Annotated in this window: 21 protein-coding genes and 1 pseudogene; 11 read left to right on the top strand and 11 right to left on the bottom strand. The window is 73.7% G+C overall.

Going from position 1 to position 23,881, the window contains the following annotated elements; all coding sequences use genetic code 11:
- Window positions 1–14: 14 nt before the first annotated feature.
- The 3 genes from ACFVSN_RS19640 to ACFVSN_RS19650 all read right to left on the bottom strand — a co-directional run bounded on the left by ACFVSN_RS19640 (window position 15) and on the right by ACFVSN_RS19650 (window position 3,837).
- Window positions 15–1,907: an anthranilate synthase family protein gene (locus ACFVSN_RS19640; RefSeq protein WP_387956302.1), complete on the bottom strand. Its 1,893-nt coding sequence runs from the start codon at window positions 1,905–1,907 to the stop codon at window positions 15–17.
- A 29-nt stretch (window positions 1,908–1,936) separates the two neighbouring features.
- On the bottom strand, window positions 1,937–2,596 hold the full coding sequence (locus ACFVSN_RS19645; protein WP_387956303.1) for an isochorismatase family protein: 660 nt from the start codon (window positions 2,594–2,596) through the stop codon (window positions 1,937–1,939).
- A 68-nt stretch (window positions 2,597–2,664) separates the two neighbouring features.
- The gene (locus ACFVSN_RS19650; RefSeq protein ID WP_380444596.1) at window positions 2,665–3,837 is read right to left on the bottom strand and encodes a 3-deoxy-7-phosphoheptulonate synthase; all 1,173 of its coding nucleotides are present in this window, start codon (window positions 3,835–3,837) and stop codon (window positions 2,665–2,667) included.
- Window positions 3,838–4,084: 247 nt separating this feature from the next.
- Between ACFVSN_RS19650 and ACFVSN_RS19655 the strand changes: the two genes are divergently transcribed.
- The 7 genes from ACFVSN_RS19655 to ACFVSN_RS19685 all read left to right on the top strand — a co-directional run bounded on the left by ACFVSN_RS19655 (window position 4,085) and on the right by ACFVSN_RS19685 (window position 9,665).
- The gene (locus tag ACFVSN_RS19655) at window positions 4,085–4,573 is read left to right on the top strand and encodes a PhzA/PhzB family protein (RefSeq protein WP_380444597.1); all 489 of its coding nucleotides are present in this window, start codon (window positions 4,085–4,087) and stop codon (window positions 4,571–4,573) included.
- A 33-nt stretch (window positions 4,574–4,606) separates the two neighbouring features.
- Window positions 4,607–4,942: a hypothetical protein gene (locus ACFVSN_RS19660; RefSeq protein ID WP_387956304.1), complete on the top strand. Its 336-nt coding sequence runs from the start codon at window positions 4,607–4,609 to the stop codon at window positions 4,940–4,942.
- Window positions 4,943–5,009: 67 nt separating this feature from the next.
- A complete protein-coding gene (locus tag ACFVSN_RS19665; protein WP_380444601.1) occupies window positions 5,010–5,843 on the top strand; it encodes a PhzF family phenazine biosynthesis protein in 834 nt (277 codons plus the stop codon).
- Between the two features lie 9 nt (window positions 5,844–5,852).
- Window positions 5,853–6,524 (top strand): phenazine biosynthesis FMN-dependent oxidase PhzG, encoded by a 672-nt coding sequence (gene phzG / locus ACFVSN_RS19670; protein ID WP_380444603.1) that lies wholly within the window; start codon window positions 5,853–5,855, stop codon window positions 6,522–6,524.
- A gap of 35 nt (window positions 6,525–6,559) precedes the next feature.
- A complete protein-coding gene (locus ACFVSN_RS19675; protein WP_387956305.1) occupies window positions 6,560–7,852 on the top strand; it encodes a flavin-dependent oxidoreductase in 1,293 nt (430 codons plus the stop codon).
- The gene (locus ACFVSN_RS19680) at window positions 7,849–8,205 is read left to right on the top strand and encodes a nuclear transport factor 2 family protein (RefSeq protein ID WP_380444606.1); all 357 of its coding nucleotides are present in this window, start codon (window positions 7,849–7,851) and stop codon (window positions 8,203–8,205) included. The genes ACFVSN_RS19675 and ACFVSN_RS19680 overlap by 4 nt, the downstream gene beginning before the upstream one ends.
- Window positions 8,206–8,483: 278 nt before the next feature.
- Window positions 8,484–9,665 (top strand): IS701 family transposase, encoded by a 1,182-nt coding sequence (locus ACFVSN_RS19685; RefSeq protein WP_387603306.1) that lies wholly within the window; start codon window positions 8,484–8,486, stop codon window positions 9,663–9,665.
- A 63-nt stretch (window positions 9,666–9,728) separates the two neighbouring features.
- Here the strand turns inward: ACFVSN_RS19685 and ACFVSN_RS19690 are convergent, their stop codons facing one another.
- Window positions 9,729–11,669: a helix-turn-helix domain-containing protein gene (locus ACFVSN_RS19690; protein ID WP_380500100.1), complete on the bottom strand. Its 1,941-nt coding sequence runs from the start codon at window positions 11,667–11,669 to the stop codon at window positions 9,729–9,731.
- A 344-nt stretch (window positions 11,670–12,013) separates the two neighbouring features.
- On the opposite strand from ACFVSN_RS19690, the gene ACFVSN_RS19695 reads away from it, so the two are divergent.
- Together ACFVSN_RS19695 and pabB are read left to right on the top strand one after the other, a co-directional pair.
- Window positions 12,014–12,631, top strand: a complete 618-nt coding sequence (locus tag ACFVSN_RS19695; RefSeq protein WP_387956367.1) for a methyltransferase domain-containing protein — start codon at window positions 12,014–12,016, stop codon at window positions 12,629–12,631.
- On the top strand, window positions 12,628–14,742 hold the full coding sequence (gene pabB, locus ACFVSN_RS19700; protein WP_387956306.1) for an aminodeoxychorismate synthase component I: 2,115 nt from the start codon (window positions 12,628–12,630) through the stop codon (window positions 14,740–14,742). The genes ACFVSN_RS19695 and pabB overlap by 4 nt, the downstream gene beginning before the upstream one ends.
- Window positions 14,743–14,846: 104 nt before the next feature.
- On the opposite strand, the pseudogene ACFVSN_RS19705 reads toward pabB, so the two are convergent.
- Window positions 14,847–15,764: pseudogene (locus ACFVSN_RS19705) on the bottom strand (helix-turn-helix transcriptional regulator); the annotation flags it as partial.
- 24 nt (window positions 15,765–15,788) lie between these two features.
- Here ACFVSN_RS19705 and ACFVSN_RS19710 point away from each other — a divergent pair.
- Complete coding sequence (locus ACFVSN_RS19710) at window positions 15,789–17,273, top strand: MFS transporter (RefSeq protein ID WP_380444610.1); 1,485 nt, start codon at window positions 15,789–15,791, stop codon at window positions 17,271–17,273.
- Window positions 17,274–17,417: 144 nt separating this feature from the next.
- Here the strand turns inward: ACFVSN_RS19710 and ACFVSN_RS19715 are convergent, their stop codons facing one another.
- Both ACFVSN_RS19715 and rpe read right to left on the bottom strand, forming a co-directional pair.
- Complete coding sequence (locus ACFVSN_RS19715) at window positions 17,418–18,377, bottom strand: pirin family protein (RefSeq protein ID WP_380444612.1); 960 nt, start codon at window positions 18,375–18,377, stop codon at window positions 17,418–17,420.
- Between the two features lie 94 nt (window positions 18,378–18,471).
- Window positions 18,472–19,155, bottom strand: coding sequence for a ribulose-phosphate 3-epimerase (rpe, locus tag ACFVSN_RS19720; RefSeq protein WP_380444613.1), 684 nt, complete (start codon window positions 19,153–19,155; stop codon window positions 18,472–18,474).
- Window positions 19,156–19,363: 208 nt separating this feature from the next.
- Here rpe and ACFVSN_RS19725 point away from each other — a divergent pair, with 208 nt between their 5' ends.
- Entirely contained in the window at window positions 19,364–20,218 is an 855-nt protein-coding gene (locus ACFVSN_RS19725) for a hypothetical protein (protein WP_387597834.1), read from the top strand.
- Here ACFVSN_RS19725 and ACFVSN_RS19730 read toward each other — a convergent pair.
- From ACFVSN_RS19730 to ACFVSN_RS19745, 4 genes are all read right to left on the bottom strand, one after another.
- Window positions 20,208–20,891: a C39 family peptidase gene (locus tag ACFVSN_RS19730; protein ID WP_387597831.1), complete on the bottom strand. Its 684-nt coding sequence runs from the start codon at window positions 20,889–20,891 to the stop codon at window positions 20,208–20,210. The genes ACFVSN_RS19725 and ACFVSN_RS19730 overlap by 11 nt on opposite strands.
- Window positions 20,892–20,993: 102 nt before the next feature.
- Entirely contained in the window at window positions 20,994–21,980 is a 987-nt protein-coding gene (locus tag ACFVSN_RS19735) for an aldo/keto reductase (RefSeq protein ID WP_387597829.1), read from the bottom strand.
- 100 nt (window positions 21,981–22,080) lie between these two features.
- Window positions 22,081–22,899: an ABC transporter permease gene (locus tag ACFVSN_RS19740; RefSeq protein WP_387956307.1), complete on the bottom strand. Its 819-nt coding sequence runs from the start codon at window positions 22,897–22,899 to the stop codon at window positions 22,081–22,083.
- Entirely contained in the window at window positions 22,899–23,879 is a 981-nt protein-coding gene (locus ACFVSN_RS19745; RefSeq protein WP_380500108.1) for an ATP-binding cassette domain-containing protein, read from the bottom strand. Before ACFVSN_RS19745 ends, ACFVSN_RS19740 begins: the two co-directional genes overlap by 1 nt.
- Between the last annotated feature and the right edge of the window lie 2 nt (window positions 23,880–23,881).

A 23,881-nucleotide genomic window follows, 5' to 3' on the forward strand; every position in this document is an offset into this window, starting at 1 on the left:
CCGGGCCGGTCCGGTCAGCGGTCGCACGAGCGCACCACCTCGGTCAGCAGGCCGGCGACGATGCGCACGCCGTCCCGGGTGAGCACCGACTCGGCATGGAACTGCATCGACGCGAAGCCCCGGCCCCGCAGCGCGTGCACCTCGCCGGTGGCGGCGTCCCGGCTGAGCTCGACGACGCCGAACTCGGGGTGCGTGATCTTGTCCTCGTCGCTCCGCGCGGCGAACGTGTTGTAGAAGCCGACCCGCTCGCGCGCGCCGAACAGGTCGATCTCGGTCTGGACGCCCTGGTTGGGCACGTCCCGCCGGGCCAGTTCGAGGCCGAGCAGCGTGGACAGCACCTGGTGGCTGAGGCAGACCGCGAGGAACGGCCGCTGCTCCCGCAGGAGCCGGGAGACCGCGGCCCGCAGGTGGGCGATCTTGGGGTGGCCGGTGTCCCGCGGGTCGCCGGGGCCCGGGCCCATCACGACCAGGTCGTGGTCGTCGACGTCGTACGGCTCGTCGAACCGCCGGACCGTCACCTCCAGGCCCATGGAGGTTAGTTGATGGCCGATCATCGAGGTGAAGGTGTCCTCGGCGTCCACGATCAGCACGCTGCGGCCGGCCAGCTCCGCGACCCCGTCCGCCCCGTCCGCGCCCTCCCGCAGCCAGAAGTCGGCGATGCCGGCGTTGCGCTGCTCCAGCGCCTCGCGGACCCGGGGGTGATCGGCGAACCGGCCGGTGCCGCCGGCTTCGAGCGCGGCCAGCAGCCCGGCCGCCTTGGCCCGGGTCTCGGCGACCTCGCTCTGCGGGTCGGAGTGCCGCACCAGGGTCGCGCCGACCCCGATCCGCACCAGGCCGCCGCGGTCGATGTCGGCGGTGCGGATCAGGATGGCCGAGTCCATGGTGCGGGCGCCGTCCTCGTCGTGGCCGATCAGCGCCATCACGCCGCTGTAGTAGCCCCGTCCCTCGGGCTCGTACCGGCTGATCACCTTGCAGGCGCTCTCCAGCGGGCTGCCGGTGACGGTGGGGGCGAACATCGTCTCGCGCAGGATGTCCCGGACGTCATGGGAGGTCCTGCCCTCGATGAAGTACTCGGTGTGCGCGAGCCGGGCCATCTCCTTGAGGTGGGGGCCGACGACGCGGCCGCCCCGCTCGCAGATCCGGGCCATCATCTTCAGCTCTTCGTCCACCACCATGTAGAGCTCGTCGGCCTCCTTCCGGTCCGCGAGGAAGGCCATGACGCCCGCCAGGTCGGGGCCGGCCGCCGGATACCGGTAGGTGCCGCTGATCGGGTTCATCACGGCGGTGCCGTCGCGCAGGCTGACGTGCCGCTCCGGGCTGGCGCCGACGAAGGTGCGGTCGCCGGCCCGGACCAGGAAGGTCCAGTAGGCGCCGGACTCGCGCTCCACCAGGCGCCGGAAGAACGACAGGGCGCTGCGCGGCGTGTAGTCGGTGATCTCGGCGACGAACGAGCGCTTGATGACGAAGTTCGCGCCCTCGCCGTTGCCGATCTCCCGGTCGATGACCCGGCGCACGGTGGCCGCGTACGTCTCGTCGTCCACGTCGAAGCGGCCGCCGGCCAGGGTGATCGGGTCGTTCGGCAGCCTGCGCAGCACGTGGGCGAGCGGCAGGGCGGCCTGCTCGGCGACCGCGAGCGTGATCAGCGGCGCGCCGTCGTCGACGCCGGCGAAGCCGCGTTCGGTGATCTGCCGGTACGGGACGACGGCCAGCACCTCGTGCCGGGCACCCCCGTGCGCGGCGGCGGACCCCGGTGCGTCCGGCACGGGGATCCCGGCGAGCGTGTCCACCGCGGACGCCTCGCCGAGCAGCACCTCGATCACGTCCGGCCCGGCCGCCTCGGGGCGGTACAGCAGGGCGTAGGCACCGGGGGCCCCGGTGAGCACCCGGTCCAGCAGGTCCGCCCCCATCGGGCTCTCCTCCCGTTCTGCCGGCCGGCTCACCGGGCCGCCCCCACGGACGGGGCGAGCCCGGAGAGCACGGACTTGGTCGAGGTGACCACCGCGCAGCGCTCCGCCGCGTAGGTGAGCGCCAGCCGGTGGTAGGCCTCCGAGAAATCGGCCACCGCGTCGGCGACCAGGAAGGTCTGGATGTCGTTGGTGAAGGCCTCCACGGCCGTCATCAGCACTCCGACGTGGGCGTACACGCCGCAGACGACGAGCTGGTCCCGGCCGTGGGCGCGCATCCGCTCCAGCAGGTCCGACTTGTGGAACGCGCTGTAGCGCCACTTGGTGAACACCCAGTCGGACGGCCCGGGTCCGAGCGGGTCGACGACCTGCCGGTCCTCCGGCGACACCTCCATGCCGGGCCCCCAGAAGTCCTTGAGGAGGCCGCGCTGCTCGGCGGTCATGCCGCCCGGCTGCGCCGTGTAGGCGACCGGGGCGCCGAGCGCCGCGAACTCCTCGCGCAGCAGCGCGGTGTTCTGCACCAGGGGCCGCCCGGGGGATTCGCTCGCCGGGAACGGCCTCAGGAAGTAGCGCTGCATGTCGTGGATCAGCAGGACCGCCCGGTCGGGGTCGACCGTCCAGCGCGCGGTGTTGGCCGGCAGGTCGCTCTCGGAGGGCATCGGGTAGGGGTCGATGGACGGAAGGCCCGCCATGGTCGTCCTTTCACTGGGCAGCCCGCTGCTTGGGGAGGCTGCGTGGGGGCTTGGGGGGTGGCCGGGCGTCAGCCGAGCCAGGCGGACACGACCGAGACGGCCTGGCGCGGGTTCAGCCGCGGGTCGCAGAAGCTCGTGTACTTGCCGCCGACCTCGTGGAGCCGGTCCCGGTCGGCGACGCACTCGGTGACCTCGTCCGGCGTCGTCTCCAGGTGGATGCCGCCCGCCGTGCCGCCCGCGCACGTGACGGCCCGGTGGAAGTCCACGACCTCCTTGACGACCGTCGTCACCAGCCGCGTCTTGAGCCCCCCGGGGCCGCTGACGGTGTTGCCGTGCATCGGGTCGGTGAGCCAGACGACCGGGTGGCCGGCCAGGCGGACGGCCCTGACCAGGTCGGGGAGCCGCTCGCCCACCGTGTCCGCGCCCATCCGGGCGATCAGCGTGAGGCGGCCCGGGGTCCGCTCCGGGTCGAGCTTCGCGCACAGGGCCAGCAGCTCGTCGGCGGTCATGGTCGGACCGACCTTGCAGGCGACCGGGTTCGCCACGGCCGCGAGCATCGCGACGTGGGCGCCGTCCACCTGCCGGGTGCGCTCGCCGATCCACGGCCAGTGGGTGGAGCCGAGGAGCAGCCGGCCGTCCGGCTGGGTGCGCAGCATGGGGAGCTCGTAGTCGAGCAGCAGCGCCTCGTGGCTGGTCCACGCCGGGGTGTCCGGCCGGGTGCGCCGGTCCCGGCCGTTCCAGCCCAGCAGCCCGACGACCTCGCGCGCGGACTGGTAGCCGGTCAGCATCCGCTTCGGGTCCGGCCGCCGCAGTTCGGCGTCCGGTTCCGGCGAGTTGACCATGTGGCCCCGGTAGACCGGGAGTTCGACGTCGCCGACGGTCTCGGTCGGCTTCGAGCGCGGCTTGGCGTACTGGCCGGCCAGCCGGCCCACCCGCAGGACCGGCTTGTGCGAGGTCATCCTCATGACACCCGCCAGCACCTCCAACAGGCCCGCCTTGCGGGCGACATCGCCCGGCGTGGCCTCCGCCCAGTCCTCGGCGCAGTCGCCGGACTGGATGATCTGTATTCGGCCGACCGCGGCCTCGGCGAGCAGCGTCCGGAGGACGTCGGTGTCCTCGACGGTGACGAGCGGTGGCAGCGAGGCGAGTTCGGCCCTGACCGGACCGAGTTCCGGGTGGCCAGCCCAGTCCGGCTGCTGGACCACGGGCAACGAGCGGAGGAATTCGTCGACACTGGGCACCTGATACCTCCAAGGAGAGGGGAAACCGCTCGTTCGGCATCTCCGGAGCGGCTGCGCCCCGACTCTCCGGGAGACGACGGGCCGACCGGAAGCCGCGGACCCGGACTCCGTCACATGGCAACGGACTTCGTCCCGACTTGACGGAGTCCCGCGGCCGGCGTTGCGGACGGGGCACCGCCCGAACAGAGTCCACTGCGGCGGTCCCCGAACGGCCGCCGGAATTCCCCGATCCCCGTGGAGGTCACCGATGTCCGAGGCCGAGCAGCCGCCGGCGTTCCGCAACGACGACGAGATCCGCCGGCACAACCGGTCGATCGTCGAGCAGTACATGAACACCCGCGGCGAGGACCGCCTCAAGCGGCACCTGCTGTTCACCGAGGACGGCTGCGGCGGACTGTGGACCACCGACACCGGCGAGCCGATCGTCACCCACGGCCGGGACCGGCTGGGCGAGCACGCGGTGTGGTCGCTGCAGTGCTTCCCGGACTGGGTGTGGACCAACATCGAGATCTTCGAGACCCAGGACCCGAACCGCTTCTGGGTCGAGTGCGACGGCGAAGGGAAGATCCTGTTCCCCGGCTATCCGGAGGGCCACTACCGCAACCACTTCATCCACTCGTTCGAGTTCGAGAACGGGAAGATCAAGCGGGAGCGGGAGTTCATGAACCCGAACCAGCAGCTGCGCGCGCTCGGAATCCCGGTGCCGGCCGTCCGGCGCGAGGGAATCCCCACCTGAGCCGGCCGGGAACGCGCCGGAGGAAACGGACCCATGAAGGCCGACATCGCCTGGTGGGAGCTGGACGGCTCCCCGCAGACCATCGAGTCGCTCGCCGAGCACCTGCGGGACGGCGCCGTGCAACCGTGGGCCGACGTGCCCGGGCTGCGCGTGAAGTTCTGGATCGCCGACCGGGAGAACAACCGCTGGGGCGCGGTCATGGTCTGGGAGACGGACCGGCCCGCGGACCAGCCGCTGCCGCCGAACCGCGCGGCCGAGCTGATCGGCGGCCCACCCACCCACCGGATGCGGTTCGACGTCGAGGCCGTCGCCGAGGGCGTCCACTCCCTTCCGGTGCTGCACGGCCTCGGCACCGCCCTGACGCCCTGACGGGATCCGGCAACGATCCGTCAGGGATCCGTCAGGGATCCACTGCACCACCTCTCCAGGAGACCCCTTGCACGACTACATCGTTGTGGACGCCTTCTCCCGCAAGCCGCTGGAGGGCAATCCGGTGGCCGTCTTCTTCGACGCCGCGGACCTGCCGGCGGAGCGGATGCAGCAGATCGCGAAGGAGATGAACCTCTCCGAGTGCACCTTCGTGCTCCCGGCCGAGCAGGGCGGCGACGCACGCATCCGGATCTTCACCCCGGTCAACGAACTCCCGTTCGCCGGGCACCCCATGCTGGGCACCTCGGTCGCCCTCGGCCGGACGTGGAAGGCCGACCGGCTGCGGCTGGAGACCGCCATGGGCGTCATCCCGTTCGAGCTCGACCACGGCGAGGACTCCAGCTCCTCCCGGATGCAGCAGCCGATCCCCACCTGGGAGCCGTACGAGCACGCGGAGGAGCTGCTCGCGGCGCTCGGCGTGACGGATCCGGTCACCCCGGTGGTGGCGTACCGCAACGGCCCGCGCCACGTCTTCGTCGGCCTGGAGAGCGTCGAGGCGCTCTCGGCGCTGCGCCCGGACCACCGCGCGCTCACGCGGTTCCCCGACATGGCCGCCAACTGCTTCGCCGGCTCGGGCACCGCGTGGCGCACCCGCATGTTCTCGCCCGCCTACGGCGTGGTCGAGGACGCGGCGACCGGCTCGGCGGCCGGCCCGCTCGCCATCCACCTGGCCCGGTTCGGGCTGGCCGCGTACGGGCAGGAGCTGGAGATCCTCCAGGGGGTCGAGATGGGCCGCCCCTCGCTCATGCTCGCGCACGCCGAGGGCGACGGCGACCGGCCCCGCGTCGTCCACGTCGGCGGCCACGGCACCGTCGTCGCCCGCGGCACCATCTACGTCTAGGAGATTCCGGTGAGCACCACCGCCAACCACACCGCGACCGGCAACTCCAGCAGGTTCGAGTCGCTCAGCGGGGAGACCGACCTCCCCTTCCCCGAGTACGACGCCCCGCCGGCCGAGCCGATCGGGCTGCTGCAGTCCTGGCTGGCGCGGGCCGCCGAGCGCGGCGTCCGGGAGCCCCGGGCACTCGCCCTGGCCACCGCCGACGCCAAGGGCCGCCCCTCCACCCGGATCATCGCGATCAGCCGGGTGACCGAGCGGGGCCTGGTCTTCCTGAGCCACACCAGCAGCCAGAAGGGCCGGGAGATCGCCGAGACCGGCTGGGCGTCGGGCCTGCTGTACTGGCGGGAGACGGCGCAGCAGGTGTCCGTCTCCGGACCGGTCGAACGGCTCGACGACGCCGAGTCCGACGCGATGTGGTCGGCCCGGCCGGTGCCGATGCACGCGATGTCCACGGCCGCCCACCAGAGCGACCCGCTGGCCGACGTGGCCGCGTTGCGGGCCGAGGCCGAGCGGCTGGAGGCCACCGGCACCCCGCTGCCGCGGCCCGAGCGCTTCGTCGGCTACCTGCTGACGCCCGCCGCGATCGAGTTCTGGGCCGCCAGTTCCGACCGGCTGCACCGCCGGCTCCGCTACGACCGCCAGGACGACCTGAGCTGGACCACCACCAAGCTGCAGCCGTGAGCTGACGGAAGGCGCGAGAAGGAGAGGGCCGGGACATGGACGTGATCATCATCGGAGGCGGGATCGGTGGCCTGACCACCGCGCTCAGCCTCCACGCGGCGGGCATCCGCGCGACCGTGCTGGAGCGGACCCGGGAGATCCGTCCGCTCGGCGTGGGCATCAACGTGCAGCCGCACGCGGTGCGGGAGTTGACGGAGCTGGGACTCGGCGACGAACTCGCCGCGCTCGGCGTGCCCACCGCCGACATGGTCTGGGTCGACGGGAGCGGCGAGGCCCAGCACCGGGAGGACCGCGGACTCGCCCGGGGCTACCGGTGGCCGCAGTACTCGATCCACCGCGGCGAGCTCCAGCTGATGCTGCTCGACGCGGTCCGGGCACGGCTGGGCGCCGACGCGGTCCGGACCGGCACGACGTTCGAGGCCGTCGAGCAGACCCCGGACGGCGTGCGGGTCCGGGTGACCGACCGGACGACCGGGGAGCCCGGCCTGCTCGCCGCCGACCTGCTCGTCGGGGCGGACGGGCTGCACTCCGCCGTGCGGGCCCGGCTCCACCCCGGCGAAGGGCCGCTGCACTGGTCCGGCGTCATGATGTGGCGCGGCGTGACGCCGACCGAGCCGTTCCTCACCGGCCGGACGATGATCCACGCCGACGCCGGCCGCGGCGCCCGGCTGATCGCGTACCCGATCGGCCCGGCCGCCGCGGAGCAGGGCCGGTCGCTGACCAACTGGGTGTGCATGGTCTCGATGGCCGAACCGCAGCCGCTCGGCGGCGACGCGCGGTGGAACCGGGCGGGCGAACTGGAGGACTTCCTCCCGCACTTCGCCGACTGGGACCTCGGCTGGCTGGACGTGCCGGCCCTGCTGAGCGGCAGCACCGGCATCCTGGAGTACCCGATGGTCGACCGCGACCCGCTCGACCGGTGGGGCGAGGGACGGGTGACGCTGCTGGGCGACGCCGCGCACCCGATGTACCCCGTCGGCGCGAACGGCGCCTCACAGGCCATCGTCGACGCCCGCGTCCTCGCCTACCGGCTCGCGACGACCGAGGACCCCGTGGCCGCGCTGCGCGGCTACGAGGACGAGCGGCGCGAGGCCACGACCGCCGTCGTGCTCGCGAACCGGCGGATGGACCGGTCGAAGCCGAGGAACCCGGGCGACGCCGCGGGCGGCGCGCCCGCCAAGGGCGTCTACACCACCATCGCCAAGACGTACGGCCGGGCCACCGGCGACGACGCGGCCGAACTCAACACCCGGGCCTCGCTGAACCCGCCGGTGCGGGCATCCGCCGGCGGGGCCCGCACCGAAGGACGAGAGGAAGCGACGACATGAGCGTCAACCCCGTGGACGTGACCGCGACGTACTACGCGGCCTGGAAGGCCAAGGACTACGACACCCTGCGCTCGGTGCTGGCCGACGACATCGAGTTCACCGGCCCGTTCGGCAACGCCAGCGGCGGCGACGACCTCCGGGAGAAGATCGAGAAGGCGCCGGGCTCCTTCACCGACATCGTCATCCGGAAGGTCTTCAGCGACGGCCCCGACGTCGTCACGTGGTTCGAGATGCACACCAGCTTCGCGCCCCCGGTCCAGGTCGCCGCCTGGAGCCACGTCGTGGACGGGAAGATCACGCGCCACCAGGCCGCCCTGGACCCGCGGGCACTGCTCGGGCTCGGACAGGAGTAGTCCGGCCACACCACTGCGCGCGACCGCCGGGCGACGCGGTGGCCGGGTCCGCCCGCCACCCGGCCCGGCGGTCGCGCGCAGTGCCGGGACACCCGCCCGCCGGCGCTACGGGGTGGCCCCTGCACCTGGCCCGCACCACCCGCCCCGGGCCACCCTGGAGGGGCTTAAGCAAGCCTCAAGGGCAGTGCATAGAGGGGGATTCTGTGAACGCTGCTGGCAATATCAGGGCTGTCCGGCACCGACGTACCGCCCCGTTCCGACTCGGCTCGGTGCGACCGGTGTCCGACGGCGAGCTCCTCCTGAAGGACCTGAGCACCACCCTCTTCGCGTCGCTTCCGCGAAGGGACCAACGGCACAAGGGGGAACAGTACCTCCGTGGACTGCTGGCCGCGCAGGGCCGCAGGTCGATCAGGAACATCGCGGCCTGCCTCGGGGACCCGGCGCTCGACCAGAGCCTGCACCACTTCATCTGCAGTTCCACCTGGGACTGGATGCCGATGCGCGAGGCGCTCGCGGACTGGCTCGAACCGAACGTCCGGCCGCAGGCCTGGGTGGTGCGCCAGCTGTCGATCCCGAAGTCGGGACGGCACTCCGTGGGCGTGGGCCGGGGCTTCGACCACCACCTGGACCAGGAGTTCCACGGACAGCGGGCGTTCGGCCTGTGGGCCGCCTCGGAGCGGGCCAGCGCCCCGGTCAACTGGCGGCTGCTGTGCGCGGACCGGCCGACGGCGGACGGCGGCGGCCCGAGCCCGTCCGCGCAGCCCCGGCGGATCGGGGAACCGCGGTACGGGGAGACCACCGACGACTGCGCCACCGCCGTGGCACTGGACTTCGCCCGGCTCCACGACGCCGCCCGGCGTCCGGTCGTGCTCGACGTACCGGTCGAGGACCCGGCCGGCGTGATCCGGCGCTTCGACCGGGCCGGCGTGCGCGCGCTCGTCCGCGTCGCCGGCACCGAGCGGCTCTCCGTCGAGGACCCGACCCTGCCCGGCCACGGCCTCGGAGCGCTGGAAGCGCGACGGATCCTCGACTCGGCCGGGGGACTTCGCCGGCTCGTCGGCTGGCCCGACCCGACGGCGCCGTCCGGCGTGCGGCGGGCCTCGGCGGCCGCGGTGCGGGTGGGCCTGCCGGGCGCGGACCCCGGCCTGCCCGGCGGGCGCGACAGCGGGCTCGTCCTGGTCGGGGAGTGGGACGACCCGCGGCGCCGGCCCACCGGGCTGTGGCTCGGCAACCTGGCCGGGGCGCCCGCGAGCACGCTGCTGCGGCTGACGAAGCTGGCCGACCGGGTCGGGCGCGACCTGGCCGGCTTCGGGGACCGGGCCGGCCTGCGGGACTTCGAGGGGCGCTCGCTGCGGGGCTGGCACTGCCACAGCACGCTGGCGTCCGCGGCGCACGCCGTGGAGGTGCTGATGGCGGCCCACGGCGAGACCGAGGACCACGCTCCCAAGATCCCCGCCTGAAACGCCCGGCCGGCGGCCGGGAGGCCGGACGCCTCCCGACCGCCGGCCGGACCCCCGCCCCCGCTACGGCGCCAGCACGGTGTCCCGCTGCCGCCACAGGACCTCCCGGGCCCTCAGCAGGCGCAGCGCGAGCTGGACTTCGAGCGTGCGTCCGGGCTGCTGCCAGGCGGGGCCCAGGAGTTCGGTGATCCGGTCCAGGCGGCGGGCCACCGTGTTGGGGTGGACGTGCAGGTCCTCGGCCGCCCGGGTGGGACTGCCGCCCGAGGCGAAGTAGGCCTCCAGGGTGGCGATCAGACTGGTCGCGCGCTCGGTGTCGTGCTCCAGCAGCGGGCCGAGGAGCGAGGCCACGAACCCCTCGACGTCGTGGTCGTCGGAGAGCAGCAGCCCCAGGAAGCCGAGGTCGGCCATCGCCGCGGCGCTCCCCGTGCCGTCCAGCGCCGTCAGCGCGTCCAGGCAGCGCACCGCCTCCTGGTGCACCCTGGCGACCGACGCGAGCCCGGTGGCCGGACCGGCCGCGCCGACGGTGACGGGCTGCCGCAGCAGCGGGGAGAGCTCCTTGGAGACCGAACGGGCGGCAGCCGAGGCGTCCGTACCGGGCAGCAGCAGCACGACGCAGCCGTCGCGCACCGTCTTGAGCCCGGACCGCCGGTACGCGTACGACGCGGCCCACACCGCGGCCTTCCCGTGCTCGCCGCCCTCCGGCCGGGCCACCACGACGACATGCGGGCCCTCCGGGTCGATCCCGAACTGTCCTGCCTGATAGACGAGTTGACTCGAAGGCTGGAGGGGTGTCGCGAGCAGGACGTCGAAGAACTCGTCCCGTCCCGGCCCGGCCGTCGCGGGCACGCTGCGCTGCCCCACGAGTTGCAGCGCGACCGCCCGTCCGACGAAGGCGAGGAAGCTCTCCTCGTCGGGGCCGAGCGGTCGCGCGAACCGGGCCACCACCACCCCCAGGTCTTCGACGCCGGCACCGACCGGGGCCACCCAGACGTCCTGTGCCGGGCTCACCGGGGCCCTCGCCGCGTGCGCCTCCAGGGCCGCCCGGCCGGTCAGCACCTCCGCGAGGCCGGGTACCTCCCCGGTGGAGGAAAGCACCTGCCCGTGCGCGTCACCGACCGCGAGCGTGGCGCCCAGCGCCTCCCCGGCCGTCCTGGCGACCACGTGCAGGTCGCAGCCGTTCAGCACCTGGTCGGCCAGCCGGATCCGGGCGTCGGCCAGCTCACGGGTCCGCGCGATCGTGTCGCGCGCGCGGGCGCCCGCCGACTCCAGCTCCGCGATCTCCAGCCGCGTGCGGTCCAGCAGCCTGGCCCGCTCCAGCGCCACCGCCGCGAAGTCCGCCAGGGAGCGCATCAGGCTGATCTCGTCGGGCGTGAAGTGCCGCACGACGCGGTCGGCGCCGTAGAGGGCACCGATGGAGTCCGCCCCCACCTGGATCGGCACCGCGATCACCGCGCGCAGCCCTTCGGCGCGGACCACCTCGTCGATCTGCTCGCTGTGCGGGATCCGGTCGTCGTTCAGGTAGTCCGGCGACCAGAACGCGCCGCCCTGCCCCTGCGCCATCTGGCCGAGGCCGTGGTGCTCCTCGACCACCAGGCCCACGTTGAGCGTCGTGGTCTGGCCCTCCGAGCAGTGGACGTACGACCCGCCCCGGGGCAGCGGCAGGCTGATGTAGGCCATGTCGAAGCCCAGCAGCCGACGGGTCCGGCTGGTGATGACCTTCAGCAGGGTGTCCGGGTCGTACGGGGCGGTCATGTCGTGGATCATGTCCACCAGGGCCGCCGTGGCCGCCTCCCGCTGCCGGCGCTGGTCGAGCGAGGCGTGGATCCTCAGCCCCAGCCGGACGGCCCGTTCGAGCTCCGCGCGCCGGCCCGGTGGCATCCCTTCCCCGCCCGGCTCCGCGGCGCGGTACAGCAACTCGTGGAAGCGGCCCAGCGGCGCCTCCGCGGCGAGCAGTTCGAGAATCGCCAGGGCAGGCGCGTCCGCGAACCCGGAATCCAACGGCATGGTTCCCCCTCCACAGCCGGTGAAGATCATCTACACCGAGAGTAGGCGCCACGCAAGAGGGGGGTCAAGGCGCTGGCCTGCGATTTAACACGCCCGTAGTGACCGGGACACCGCACCGAACACGGCACGCTGTCACCCCGCCACCTTCCCGGAAGCGGCCGGCGGGGGAAACAATTCCAGGCGGGCACCGCGGGAGCGGTGCCCGCTCGCATGACAACGGGGGACATATGAATAGGCTCACGGACTACGGGCGTTCACTCGCCCGCAGCCGGGCCGCGCGGCTCCACGCCGACCGGCGCAACACCTTCACCCTGGCCGGGCGCGAATGGGACCTTTTGGACGAGGTGTTCGCGCCGCCTTTTTCGGTGTCGTCCGGGATCGCCCTGGAACTGCTCGGTCTGGGCGGGACGCCCGGAACATCCGGGACACCGGAAACGTCCGGACCCGGCTCGTTCCTGGAGGTCGGCTGCGGCACCGGCATCATCGCCGTGTCCGCCGCACTGGCGGGCTGCGAACGCGTGACGGCCCTGGACATCAGCGAACCGGCCGTCCGGAACACCGTGATGAACGCCGAACGGCACGGCGTGGCGGACCGGCTGACCGTCGTGCACAGCGACCTCTTCGAGAACGTTCCGGCCGGCCGGAGGTTCGACACCGTCTATTGGCACTCCAACCTCGTACTGGCCCCGCCGGAATACCGGCACAAAACGATCCACGAACGCGCCTACGTGGACCCCGGTTACCGGGACCACCGCAGATTCCTGGCCGACGCCCCGTCATTCCTGACCGAGAACGGGAGAATCCTGCTGCATTTCAGCAATCGCGGGAACACCGCCCGACTGAATGCGATCGCCGCCGAAAACGGCCGGGAAGTCCGTGAACTCCGCAGCCTCCGGGTGCACGAAGGGGACGACCTGGTCGAGCACGTTCTCCTGGAGATCTCCGTCGCCGAACCGTCATGAGAACTCTACTCGTCGACAATTACGACTCCTTCACCTTCAACCTCTACCACTGCCTGGCCCGGGTGAACGGCTCCGAGCCGGTGGTGATCCGCAACGACGACCCGTCCTGGCACCTGTCCCGGCTCTCCGGGTTCGACAACGTCGTGCTCTCCCCCGGACCGGGCGATCCGGCCCGGGCGGCCGACTTCGGAATCTGCCGCGACATCGTCGAGCAGGGCGACATCCCGCTGCTGGGCATCTGCCTCGGCCACCAGGGGGCGGCGCTGCTGCACGGCGGCACCGTCACCCGCGCCCCGGAACCACGGCACGGCCGCACCTCGCCCGTCCTGCACGACGGCCGCGGTCTGTTCCACGGACTCCCGTCCCCGTTCGAGGCGGTGCGTTATCACTCGCTGACCGTGTCCGAACTGCCGGACGAAATGGAGGCCGTCGCCCGGACGCCCGACGGCGTGCTGATGGGACACCGGCACCGGCACCGGCCGATCTGGGGACTGCAGTTCCACCCCGAGTCGGTCCTCACCCGGTTCGGCCATGAACTACTCGCCAACTTCACCCGGCTGAGCCGGGAGTGGCACGCGGCCCGGGGCACGGCGGTCCGCCCGTCGCCGCCTGCTCCCGCGCCGCGCCCGGCGGACCAGGCGGACCCGGCGGACCGGGGCGGCACCCGACGGCTCCGGGTCCTCGTGGACCGCCTCCGGACCGACTGGGTCGACGAGGTCGCGTTCCAGCGGCTCTTCGGCGCCGCCGACACCGCGTTCTGGCTGGACAGCAGCCGGCCGGACGGCGGCGCGGGCCGGTTCTCCGTCCTCGGGGACGCCTCCGGCCCGCTCGCGCGGATCGCCGAGGCCGACGTCCGGAGCCGGACCGTCACCGTGCGCTCCGCCGCCGGCTCACGGACCGTCACCGGCGACTTCCTCGACTGGATCGACCGGGACCTCCGCGGCATCCGTACCGAACTCCCCCGCCTGCCCTTCGAGTTCGCGCTCGGCTGGGTGGGATACCTCGGGTACGAGCTGAAGGCCCAGTGCGGTGCCGGGGCGGCCCACCGGGCCGAGGACGCCGACGCCACCATGGTGTTCGCCGATCGCGCGGTCGTCCTGGACCACCTCACCCGCACCACCTACCTGCTGGCGCTGGCGGAGGACGAGGACGAGGACGAGGCCCCGGCCAGGTCCTGGCTGGAGACCACCGCACGGGCCCTGGCCTCCGTGGCCGGCCGCCCGGCCGCGGACCCCGTCCCACCCGCTCCGCGGTCCGCCGTCCGGCTGCGCCACGACCGAGACGCCTACCTGCGGCTGATCGGCTCCTGCCACGAGGAGATCGCCGCCGGAGAGACGTACGAGGTCTGCCTGACCAACGTCGCCGAGGCCGGGGGCGACCTCGACCCGTGGGAGGGCTACCGCGTGCTGCGCCGCTTCAGCCCCGCCCCGTACGCGGCACTGCTCCGCTTCGGCCCGCTCGCGGTGCTCAGCACCTCGCCGGAGCGCTTCCTGCGCGTGGGGGCGGACGGCGTCGCGGAGTCCAAGCCGATCAAGGGCACCCGGCCGCGCGGCGCGACGCCCGAGGAGGACGCCGCGATCGTGGCGGGGCTGCGGGCCGACGAGAAGGACCGCGCGGAGAACCTGATGATCGTCGACCTGGTCCGCAACGACCTCGGGCGGCACGCCGAGATCGGCTCGGTCGAGGTCGCGGGCCTCTTCGACGTCGAGACCTACGCGACCGTCCACCAGTTGGTGAGCACGGTGCGGGCTCGGCTCCGGCGGGACCGCACCGCCGTGGACTGCGTGCGGGCCGCGTTCCCCGCCGGCTCGATGACCGGCGCCCCCAAGCTGCGGACCATGGAGGTCATCGACCGGCTGGAGGCCGGGCCGCGCGGCATCTACTCCGGCGCCATCGGCTACTTCTCGCTGTCCGGCGCGGCCGACCTGAGCGTCGCGATCCGCACGGCGGTCGTCACACCGGGGCGCGTGCGCTACGGGGTCGGCGGGGCGATCGTCGCGCTGTCGGACCCGGAGGCCGAGTTCGAGGAGACGGCGGTCAAGTCGGCCCCGCTGCTCCGGCTGACCGGATCCGCGTTCCCCGGCCGCCGGCCGCCCTCGCCGCACGGCTGAGCCGGCGCGCCCTCGGGGTCGGGCGCGCCGCGGCCGGTGCGCCGTCCGGCGGCCAGCAGCGCGGCGGGGCCCGCCTCCCGGTACCGGCCGACCAGGTCCTCCAGCAGCCGCCTGGTCTCCGGGCCGTCGGGCGTGTGGATCCACATCTTCGTGTCGGGCGCGGAGGCCGTCGTGAACGCGTTGGTGATCACGCCGAGCCGCTCGCCGTCCACGCTCCAGAACGACTTGCGCCGGGTGTTCGACGCGGCGACCTCGTGCCTGGCCCACAGCTCGGCGAAGCGCGGGCTGGCCTCCCCGAGCTGCCGCACGAAGTCGCCCCAGTGCGGGTCCTTGAGCCGGTGGCCGAACTCGGCCCGCAGCTGGGCCACCATGACGGCCGTCTCGTTCTCCCACTCCACGAGCGGCTGGAGCCGCCGCTCGACCGTGAACAGGTGCCACAGCACGTTCCGCTCCCCCGGCGGCAGCAGCACGATCGCCGGATCGAGCGCCCCGTACGCGTCGTTGAACGCGAGCACGTCGTAACGTGCGGTCACGATGCAGGCCGGCAACGGGTTCAGCGCGTCCAGGATGGCCTGGTTCTCGGCCGGGTCGGCGAGCCGCGCCGAGGCGTCCAGCGGCACGGCCGGCACGGCCGCGAGCCGGTAGAGGTGACCGCGCTCGGCCCGGTCGAGCCGCAGCGTGCGCGCGATCGCGTCGAGCACCTGGACGCTCGGGTTGATCCGCCGCCCCTGCTCCAGCCAGGTGTACCAGGCCGCACCGATCCCCGAGAGCTCCGCGACCTCCTCGCGGCGCAGGCCGGGCGTGCGCCGCCGCGGGCCGGGTGACAGTCCGACGTCCTCGGGCTTGGTGCGCTCGCGTCGGAGCCGCAGGAACGCGCCCAGCTCCGCGCGTCGCTGGGCCTCGGCGGTCGGAGGGGGGCCGTCGGTCGGTCGGGTCACCGGACGATTCTGCTGGACAACGGGCCGATCCGGGTAGCCGGGTACTCCCGGTTCCAGGATCACTGGATATCTGGTACCCCCCACGGGGCCGCCGGGATCATCGCTGCCATGACCGAGAAGACTCAGGAGCGGGCGGCAGCAGCCGCCCGGCCCACGCCCCCCGCAGAGCCGGAGACCGCGCTCCCGGCCCCCGACGCGGCCGCACAGACCCGCCGGAACAACCAGATGCTGGTGGTCCTGCTGGGTGCGGTCTTCATGGCCCTGCTCGACTCGACGATCGTCAACGTCGCCACCCCGACCATCCGGACCGACCTCGGCACCACGGGGTCCGCCCTCCAGCTGATCGTCTCCGGCTACACGATCGCGTACGCCACGTTGCTCGTCACCGGCGCCCGTCTCGGTGCCCGCAACGGCTTCCGGACGGTTTTCCTGGCCGGACTCGTCACGTTCACCGTGGCCTCGCTCGCCTGCGGACTGGCGCCCGACGAGGGCACCCTGATCGCTGCCCGGGTGGTCCAGGGCGTCGGCGCGGCGATGATGATGCCGCAGATCTACAGCCTGATCCAGCTGAAGTTCGAGGGCGCCGCCCGGGCCCGGGCGCTGAGCCTGTACGCGGCCACCATCGGCCTCGGCGTCGTGGTCGGCCAGGTCGCCGGCGGACTGCTGGTCAGCGCCGACCTGTTCGGTACGGGCTGGCGCCCGGTGTTCCTGATCAACGTGCCGGTCGGGGTGGTCCTGGTGGCCGCCGGGCTGCGCGTGCTGCCGAAGGGCCGGCCCGAGAACCCCAAGGGCCTCGACATCCCCGGGCTGATCACGCTGACCGCCGCGCTGCTGCTGCTGGTCATCCCGCTGGTGCTCGGCCACGAACAGCACTGGCCGGCCTGGATGGTGGTCTCCCTGGTCCTCTCCGTCCCGGTGTTCGCCGCGTTCGCGATCGTCGAGCGCTCGGTCGCGCGGCGTGGCGGTTCGCCGCTGATTCCCGGCCGGGTCCTGAAGACGCCCGGCCTGCTGCCCGGGGCGAGCGCCATGTTCCTCGCGATGGCCGGCTACGCGGGCTTCCTGTTCTCCTTCTCGCAGCACATGCAGTCGGGGCTCGGCGAGTCCGCCACCCGCACCGGCCTGACCTTCGCGCCGCTCGCGCTCGGCGTCGCCACCGGCAGCCTCACCTGGCAGAAGGTCCCGGCCCGGTGGCACCGCCGGATGATCGTCATCGCGTGCACCGTCACGGCCGTCGGCCACTTCGGCATCGGCTTCGCCGTGCGCTCGGGCGGGCACGGCGGCGTCGCGCTGCCGCTGCTGCAGCTGGTGGTGGGCCTCGGCATGGGCTACATCACCAGCCCGCTGCTGACCGTCTCGCTGGCCCGGGTCGTCCCCGCCGACGCGTCGGACGCCAGCGGCGTGATGACCACCTCGGCCCAGATCGCCCAGGTCCTCGGTATCGCGACCTACGGCAGCGTGTTCCTGGGCACCGCCGACGGCCAGGGGGCGAACCCGTCGGCCCACGCCATGTTCGTCACCGCGATGCTGGTGGCCGCGGGCGCCCTGCTCAGCGCCGTCGCGTCGATGAAGCTGCCCCGCCCCCGGAAATCCTGAACCCGGCGGTCCCCGGGGGTCGTTGCCGCGCGAGCGGCCGAGCCGGCCGGACCGCGGCGGGTTCGTGCGGAATGCTCGGCCGGGACTTCCCGTCCGAGCGTTTCGCATGCGCCCCCTGGGACGGGACGGAACGGCCGGCCCGGCTCACCGCTCGCGCCCCCTGGGCTTCAGCGGGGTGGCGGGCAGTTCCGGGGCGGGCAGGCGGTCGCCGGCGTAGCCGTGGACGGTGCCGAAGCGGTCGGTGGTCATCCAGTCGGCGCGGGCCCGGGCGATGTCCTCGGTGGAGCGGCCGATGAAGTTCCACCACATGACGATCTTCTCGTCGAAGGGCTCGCCGCCCAGCAGCAGGACGGCGGCGTCGGTGCGGGCGAGCAGCGGGAGTTCGGGGCGGCCGCAGCCCAGGTAGAGCATCGAGCCGGGTTCGACGCGGACGCCGTCGACGTCGACGCCGCCGGACATCGCGAGGACGGCGTACTCGAAGTCCGGGACCAGCGGAAGCCGGAGGTCCGCGCCGGCGGTGAGGGCGAGGTCGGCGCCGACGAGCGGGGTGTAGGTGGTGCCGGGCGAGGTCGCGGTGTCCAGGGTGCCGAGGACGACGGTGGCGTGCAGGCCCGGGGCCGTGACGACCGGCAGGTCGGGGTGGTGCTCGAAGGCCGGGGCGGTGTGCCGGTGGGCGTCGGGCAGGGCCACCCAGAGCTGCGCGCCGTGCAGGTGGCGGGCGTGCGGGCGGGGGGACTCCTCGGAGTGCGAGATGGCCCGGCCGGAGGTCATCAGGCCCAGTTCGTACGGGCGGACGGTCCGCAGACTGCCGAGGCTGTCGCGGTGCAGCACCTCGCCCTGGTGCAGCCAGCTGACCGTCTGCAGGCCCATGTGGGGGTGGGGCGGGACCTGCATGCCGGGCTCGTCGGCGATGTCGTCGGGGCCGTAGTGGTCGACGAAGCACCAGGCGCCGACCATCCGGCGGCCCAGGTTGGGGAGCAGGCGCCGCACCACGGTGCTCTCGCCGAGGGGGACGCGGCGCCCGGTGAGGAGTTCCTTCACCGGGCCGCCGCCGGCCTCCCGGCCGCAGGCGGTCGGGACGGGCTTGCGGTCGAGGTTGCTCATGTGCGGGTCCACCACCGTACGGAGAGGGGCGATGAGAGACGTTCGTCAGTGATCGTCCCTCAGCGCACCCGGTATCCGCGCCCGCGACGCGGACTCAGTGCGCGCAGGCCCACCAGGCGTCGGTGGTGGCGGCGGTCGCCAGGTCGCGCAGCTTGCGGACGGCCTCGGCCGGGTCCTGCGCGCCGTAGACGGCCGAGCCCGCGACGAAGACGTCCGCGCCGGCCTCGGCGCAGCGCTCGATGGTGCTCGCGGACACGCCGCCGTCGACCTGGAGCCACAGTTCGAGGCCGTGCTTGGCGATCAGCTCCCGGGTGCGGCGGATCTTCGGCAGCATGATGTCCAGGAAGGCCTGGCCGCCGAAGCCGGGCTCGACGGTCATGATCAGCAGCATGTCGAGCTCGGGCAGCAGGTCCTCGTAGGGCTCGATCGGGGTGGCGGGCTTGAGGGCCATGGAGGCGCGGGCGCCCTTGGCGCGGATCTCGCGGGCGAGGCGGACGGGCGCGGCGGCGGCCTCGGCGTGGAAGGTGACCGAGCCGGCGCCAGCCTCGACGTACTGCGGGGCCCAGCGGTCCGGGTCCTCGATCATGAGGTGGCAGTCGAGCGGGATGTCGGTGGCGCGCGCGAGCGACTCGACGACGGGGACGCCCAGGGTGAGGTTGGGCACGAAGTGGTTGTCCATGACGTCGACGTGCAGCCAGTCCGAGCCCCGGACGGCCTCGGCCTCCTCGCCGAGACGGGCGAAGTCCGCGGACAGGATGCTGGGGTTGATCTGCGCCATTACCAATACCTTCACACGAGGGCTCGGGCGCCACCGTGCCGGGCACCCCGCCCCATCATCTCGCGCGCCGGCACCGGCCCGCGCACCGCGCGGTCGCCCGCGTGACCGTCATCACACCCGGGGCGGGGTTACCGCGGCCGCCGCTGTGGTCATCAGCACTGGAGCGACGCCCCGACCCGTCCCACCCCCGTTCAAGGAGGGTCTCCCGATGGCCGATCTCGTCCACCCCGCCCGTTCTCTCTGGTGGCTCTTCGAACCGGTGCACTCCCTCACGTACTTCTCGCCCGAGGGCCAGGCGGCCTTCGAGGCGGCCGGACTGCGGGGCGGGTGGCGCGGCTACTTCGCCGGCCGGGCCGCGCCGCTGGGCGCGGTGGACGCGCCGCCCGTGATCGCCGCGTTCTTCAGCTTCGCGCCGGCGGTCGTCGAGCGCGCGGTGCCCGAGGTGTGGACGCACGCCGGCCCAGAGAAGGCCCTGGCCGCGCGGGCCGAGGGGTCGTCCGCGGCGCTGGCCCGGGTGCTGGAGCACGTCGACCCGGCCCAGGTCGAGCTGGCCGCCGACGCGCTGGAGCGGGCGGCGGCACGGCTGGACTGCGCCGGGCGCGTCCTGGCCGCCGCCAACGCCGCGCTCCCCCGGCCGGCCGACCGCTACGGGCGGCTGTGGCAGGCCGCGACCGTCATGCGCGAGCACCGCGGGGACGGCCACGTCGCCGCGCTGGTCACGGCCGGGCTGGACGGCTGCGAGGCGCTCGTCGTGCGCTGCGCGCTGGACGTGCGGCGCGAGGACCTCCAGCCGCGGCGCGGGTGGACGGACGAGGAGTGGGAGGCCGCCGCGGAGCGGCTGGTCGAGCGGGGCTGGCTGACGGCGGACGGCGCGGTCACCGAGCTCGGCCGGATCCGGCACCAGTCCCTGGAGGCCGCGACCGACCTGGCCGCCGCCCGGGTGTGGGAGGACTACCCGCGCCGGGAACTCGACCGGCTGGCGGCCGCGTTGAAGCCGATCTCGGCGCTGTGTCGCGGCGAACTGCCGGTCGACCTGCTCGGGCTGCCGAGCATCAGGCCCTGACGCCCTCGGACTCACCGGGCTCGCCGGGCGGGCCGGACTCACCGGACTCGCCCGGCGGGCCGAGGACGATCCCCCGTCCGGCGAAGAAGCGTCCGAAGTCCCGCCACGGCACGTGCGCGAAGGACTGCGACCCGCCCGGGAACCCGGACGGGTTGTGGATCACCAGCGCCGTGCTCGTGGCGCCCACCGCCAGCACCAGGTGCCCGCCCCGGCGGACCGGGTCCGGCCCCTCCGGCTCACGGATCGACGGGTGCACCGACAGCATCGGCAGCCGCCCGCCGGCCACCTCGGCCGCGATCTCCCCGGGCGCCAACTCCCGCGCCTCGGCGGCCAGTCCCCACCGTTCCCGGACGTGGGTGGCGAACGGTACGTGGATCAGCCCGCGCAGGCCGTCGCCCTCCCGGACGTACGCGCCCGCCGCCTCGCACTCCCGGGCGAGCACGAGCGCCGGGGGCGCAAGGCCCCACCAGAAGTCGAGCGCCATCCGCAGGCAGGCCACCCCGCACAGGCGCCACGACCACCAGCCGTACTCCTCCGGTGTGGCCGCCCCGGACTGCCCCCACCGCGGATCGTCGGCGGCGTCCAGTGCCCCGCCGACGATCTCCCGCACGAGCTCCGCCGACTCCCACTGCGCGTAGTACGGCACGTCGTGCACAACCGCCTCGTCACCCATCCCCCGACGCTCTCACGCCCCACCGCCCCACGCGAGCGCCACACGCGACGCCACACCGTCCCGCCCCGGCCGCCACGACCGGGGCGGGACCGCGCCGAGCACCTACCAGGCGTAGTCCTCCGGGGCCGGGCGGTGGCCCGGGAAGAGGTCGTCGAGGCGGTCGAGGGTCTTGCGGTCGAGTTCGACGTCCAGGGCCCGGATCGCCGAGTCGAGGTGCTCCGGGGTGCGCGGGCCGATGATCGGGGCGGTGACGGCCGGGCGGCCGAGGAGCCAGGCGAGGGCGAGCTCCGCGGGATCGACGCCGAGTTCGTCGGCGAGGTCCTCGTAGGCCTGGATGCGGTCGCGGTGGGTGGCCAGGAGGTCGTCGGCGTGCGCGAGCGCCGCCCGCACGCGGGTGCCCTCGCGCTCCTTGCGCAGCGCCCCGCCGAGCAGCCCGCTGCGCAGCGGGGACCACGGCAGGAGGCCGAGGCCGTAGTGCTGGAGGGCCGGCACGACCTCCAGTTCGACGGTGCGGTCGAGCAGGTTGTACAGGGACTGCTCGCTGACCAGGCCGAGGAAGTGGCGGTTGCGGGCGGCCTCCTGGGCCTGGGCGACGTGCCAGCCGGCGAAGTTGCTGGAGCCGACGTAGATGATCTTTCCCTGGGCGACCAGGACCTCCATCGCCTGCCAGATCTCCTCCCAGGGCGTGTCCCGGTCGATGTGGTGCATCTGGTAGAGGTCGATGTGGTCGGTGTTCAGGCGCCGCAGGCTCGCCTCGACGGCCCGCCGGACGGCGAGCGCGGAGAGCTTGCCCTCGTTGGGCCAGTCCCCCATCGCGGCGTAGGCCTTGGTGGCGAGGACGGTCCGCTCCCGGCGCCCGCCGCCCTGCGCGAACCAGCGGCCGATGATCTCCTCGGTGCGGCCCTTGAGGTTGCCCTCGGGGTCGCGGCCGTAGGCGTTGGCGGTGTCGAAGAAATTGATACCCCGGTCGTGGGCGGCGTCCATGATGCGGTGGGCGTCGGACTCCTCGGTGTGCGGGCCGAAGTTCATGGTGCCCAGGCAGAGGCGGGAGACGGTCAGGCCGGTGCGGCCGAGGTGGGTGTACTCCATGGCGTCCACCTTCGGCCGCACCGGCACGGGTGTCCAGCACCTTCACCGGACCGGCGGGTCAGCACCCGCTCGTGCTCACACTCTCGGCGCCCGCGCCGCCTCAGCGCCCGTGGGTGGCGAACTTCCGTACGGCCAGCGGCATGCAGAGCACGAGCAGAGCCGCGCTCCACAGCAGCGAGGCGAGCACGGCGTGCTGCATCGGCCAGGCGCCGCCGGGCGCCGAGGGGTTGCCAAACAGGCTCCGGCTCGCCTCGACCACCGCGCTGATCGGGTTCCAGTCGGCGACGGTCCGCAGCCAGCCCGGCATGCCGCCGGTGGGCACGTACGCGTTGGTGATCATCGCCAACGGGAAGACGGCGAGCGAGAGTTGACCGGCGGCCTCCTCCTTGCCGACGGCGAGTCCGAGGCACGTCCCCACCCACGTCATGACGAATCGGAAGAGCAGCAACAGCCCGAACGCCCCCGCCGAGTCCGCGAATCCGTGCCGGACGCGCCAGCCGGCGGCCAGTCCGACGGCCGCCAGCAGCGCGAGCACGACGGTGCTGACCAGCAGGTCGGCGAGGGTCTGGCCGAGCAGGAGGCCGGTGCGCGAGACGGGCATCGAGCGCAGCCGGTCGGTGACCCCGCGCCCGACGTCGCGGGCGGCGCCGACCATGGTGGGCATGATGCCGTTGGTGGCGACCATGGCGAACAGGCCGGGCATCAGGAACTCCCGGTAGTCGCCCCCGCCCGGCACCTGCATGGCGCTGCCGAAGACGTACCCGAAGACCACCACCATGATCACCGGCACGCCCAGCGAGGCGGCCAACAGGCCCGGCGAGTGGCGGTAGTTGAGCAGGATGCGGAGCATCGACGTCCCGGTGTCGGTGACGAGCCGGGACGGTCCGGCGGCGACCGGGCCCGCGTGCGTGGCGGCCATCAGGCGACCCTCCTCAGGTCGGCGGTGCGGGTGGCGGTGAGCGCGAGGAACACGTCGTCCAGCGAGGGCGCCCGGACCGCGACGTCCTCCGCGACGACGCCCTTCCCGTCCAACTCCCGCACCAGCGCCGGGAGCAGGACGTCGACGCCCGGCGGTGTCACCACCGTGACCAGGCGCTCGGCGACGTCCACCTGCGCGTCCCCGCCGGACAGCCGGGACAGCACGACGGCGGCGGAGCCGAGTTGGGAGGCGTCCGCGATGGTGACGGACACCCGGCTGCCGATCTGCGCCTTGAGCCGGGCCGGCGGGCCGGTGGCGATCGCGGCGCCGTGGTCGACGACGACGATGTCGTCGGCGAGCCGGTCGGCCTCCTCCAGGTACTGGGTGGTGAGCAGCACGGTGGTGCCGTCGTCGGCCAACTCCTTGACGGTGTCCCAGATCTCCTGGCGGCTGCGCGGGTCCAGCCCGGTGGTGGGCTCGTCGAGGAAGAGCACCGGCGGGCTGGTGACGAGGCTGGCGATCAGGTCGAGGCGCCGGCGCATGCCGCCGGAGTAGGTGCGCACGAGCCGGTCGCCGGCCTCGGCGAGGCCGAAGCGGTCGAGCAGTTCGTCGGCCCGGGCGCGCGCCCGGCGGCCGCCGAGGTGGTGCAGCCGGCCGAACAGGTGCAGGTTGTCGCGCCCGGTGATGCCCTCGTCGACGGCGGCGTGCTGCCCGGCCAGGCCGATCGCGCGCCGGACGGCCTCGGACTCGCGGGCGACGTCGAACCCGGCGACCCGGGCGGTGCCGCGGTCGGGGGCGACGAGGGTGGCGAGGACGCGGACGGCGGTGGTCTTGCCGGCGCCGTTGGGGCCGAGGAGGCCGCACACGGTGCCGGCCGGGACGGTGAGGTCGAGGCCGCGCAGGGCCTCGGTGGCGCCGAAGCGTTTCGCCACGCCCGCCATCTCGATGGCGGGCCCACGGTGGTCGGAGCGGTCGGACATGG

The sequence above is a fragment of the Kitasatospora sp. NPDC057904 genome, assembly GCF_042887925.1.
Taxonomy (GTDB): domain Bacteria; phylum Actinomycetota; class Actinomycetes; order Streptomycetales; family Streptomycetaceae; genus Kitasatospora.

Excerpts from the sequence above, each read along its gene's own strand:
- ACFVSN_RS19640 (WP_387956302.1), bottom strand. The coding sequence starts at position 1,907 with ATGGGGGCGGACCTGCTGGACCGGGTGCTCACCGGGGCCCCCGGTGCC.
- ACFVSN_RS19710 (WP_380444610.1), top strand. The coding sequence starts at position 15,789 with ATGACCGAGAAGACTCAGGAGCGGGCGGCAGCAGCCGCCCGGCCCACG.
- ACFVSN_RS19675 (WP_387956305.1), top strand. The coding sequence starts at position 6,560 with ATGGACGTGATCATCATCGGAGGCGGGATCGGTGGCCTGACCACCGCG.
- ACFVSN_RS19730 (WP_387597831.1), bottom strand. The coding sequence starts at position 20,891 with ATGGGTGACGAGGCGGTTGTGCACGACGTGCCGTACTACGCGCAGTGG.
- pabB (WP_387956306.1), top strand. The coding sequence starts at position 12,628 with ATGAGAACTCTACTCGTCGACAATTACGACTCCTTCACCTTCAACCTC.
- ACFVSN_RS19645 (WP_387956303.1), bottom strand. The coding sequence starts at position 2,596 with ATGGCGGGCCTTCCGTCCATCGACCCCTACCCGATGCCCTCCGAGAGC.
- ACFVSN_RS19725 (WP_387597834.1), top strand. The coding sequence starts at position 19,364 with ATGGCCGATCTCGTCCACCCCGCCCGTTCTCTCTGGTGGCTCTTCGAA.
- ACFVSN_RS19715 (WP_380444612.1), bottom strand. The coding sequence starts at position 18,377 with ATGAGCAACCTCGACCGCAAGCCCGTCCCGACCGCCTGCGGCCGGGAG.
- ACFVSN_RS19745 (WP_380500108.1), bottom strand. The coding sequence starts at position 23,879 with ATGTCCGACCGCTCCGACCACCGTGGGCCCGCCATCGAGATGGCGGGC.
- ACFVSN_RS19690 (WP_380500100.1), bottom strand. The coding sequence starts at position 11,669 with ATGCCGTTGGATTCCGGGTTCGCGGACGCGCCTGCCCTGGCGATTCTC.
- ACFVSN_RS19660 (WP_387956304.1), top strand. The coding sequence starts at position 4,607 with ATGAAGGCCGACATCGCCTGGTGGGAGCTGGACGGCTCCCCGCAGACC.
- ACFVSN_RS19655 (WP_380444597.1), top strand. The coding sequence starts at position 4,085 with ATGTCCGAGGCCGAGCAGCCGCCGGCGTTCCGCAACGACGACGAGATC.
- ACFVSN_RS19735 (WP_387597829.1), bottom strand. The coding sequence starts at position 21,980 with ATGGAGTACACCCACCTCGGCCGCACCGGCCTGACCGTCTCCCGCCTC.
- ACFVSN_RS19740 (WP_387956307.1), bottom strand. The coding sequence starts at position 22,899 with ATGGCCGCCACGCACGCGGGCCCGGTCGCCGCCGGACCGTCCCGGCTC.
- ACFVSN_RS19680 (WP_380444606.1), top strand. The coding sequence starts at position 7,849 with ATGAGCGTCAACCCCGTGGACGTGACCGCGACGTACTACGCGGCCTGG.
- rpe (WP_380444613.1), bottom strand. The coding sequence starts at position 19,155 with ATGGCGCAGATCAACCCCAGCATCCTGTCCGCGGACTTCGCCCGTCTC.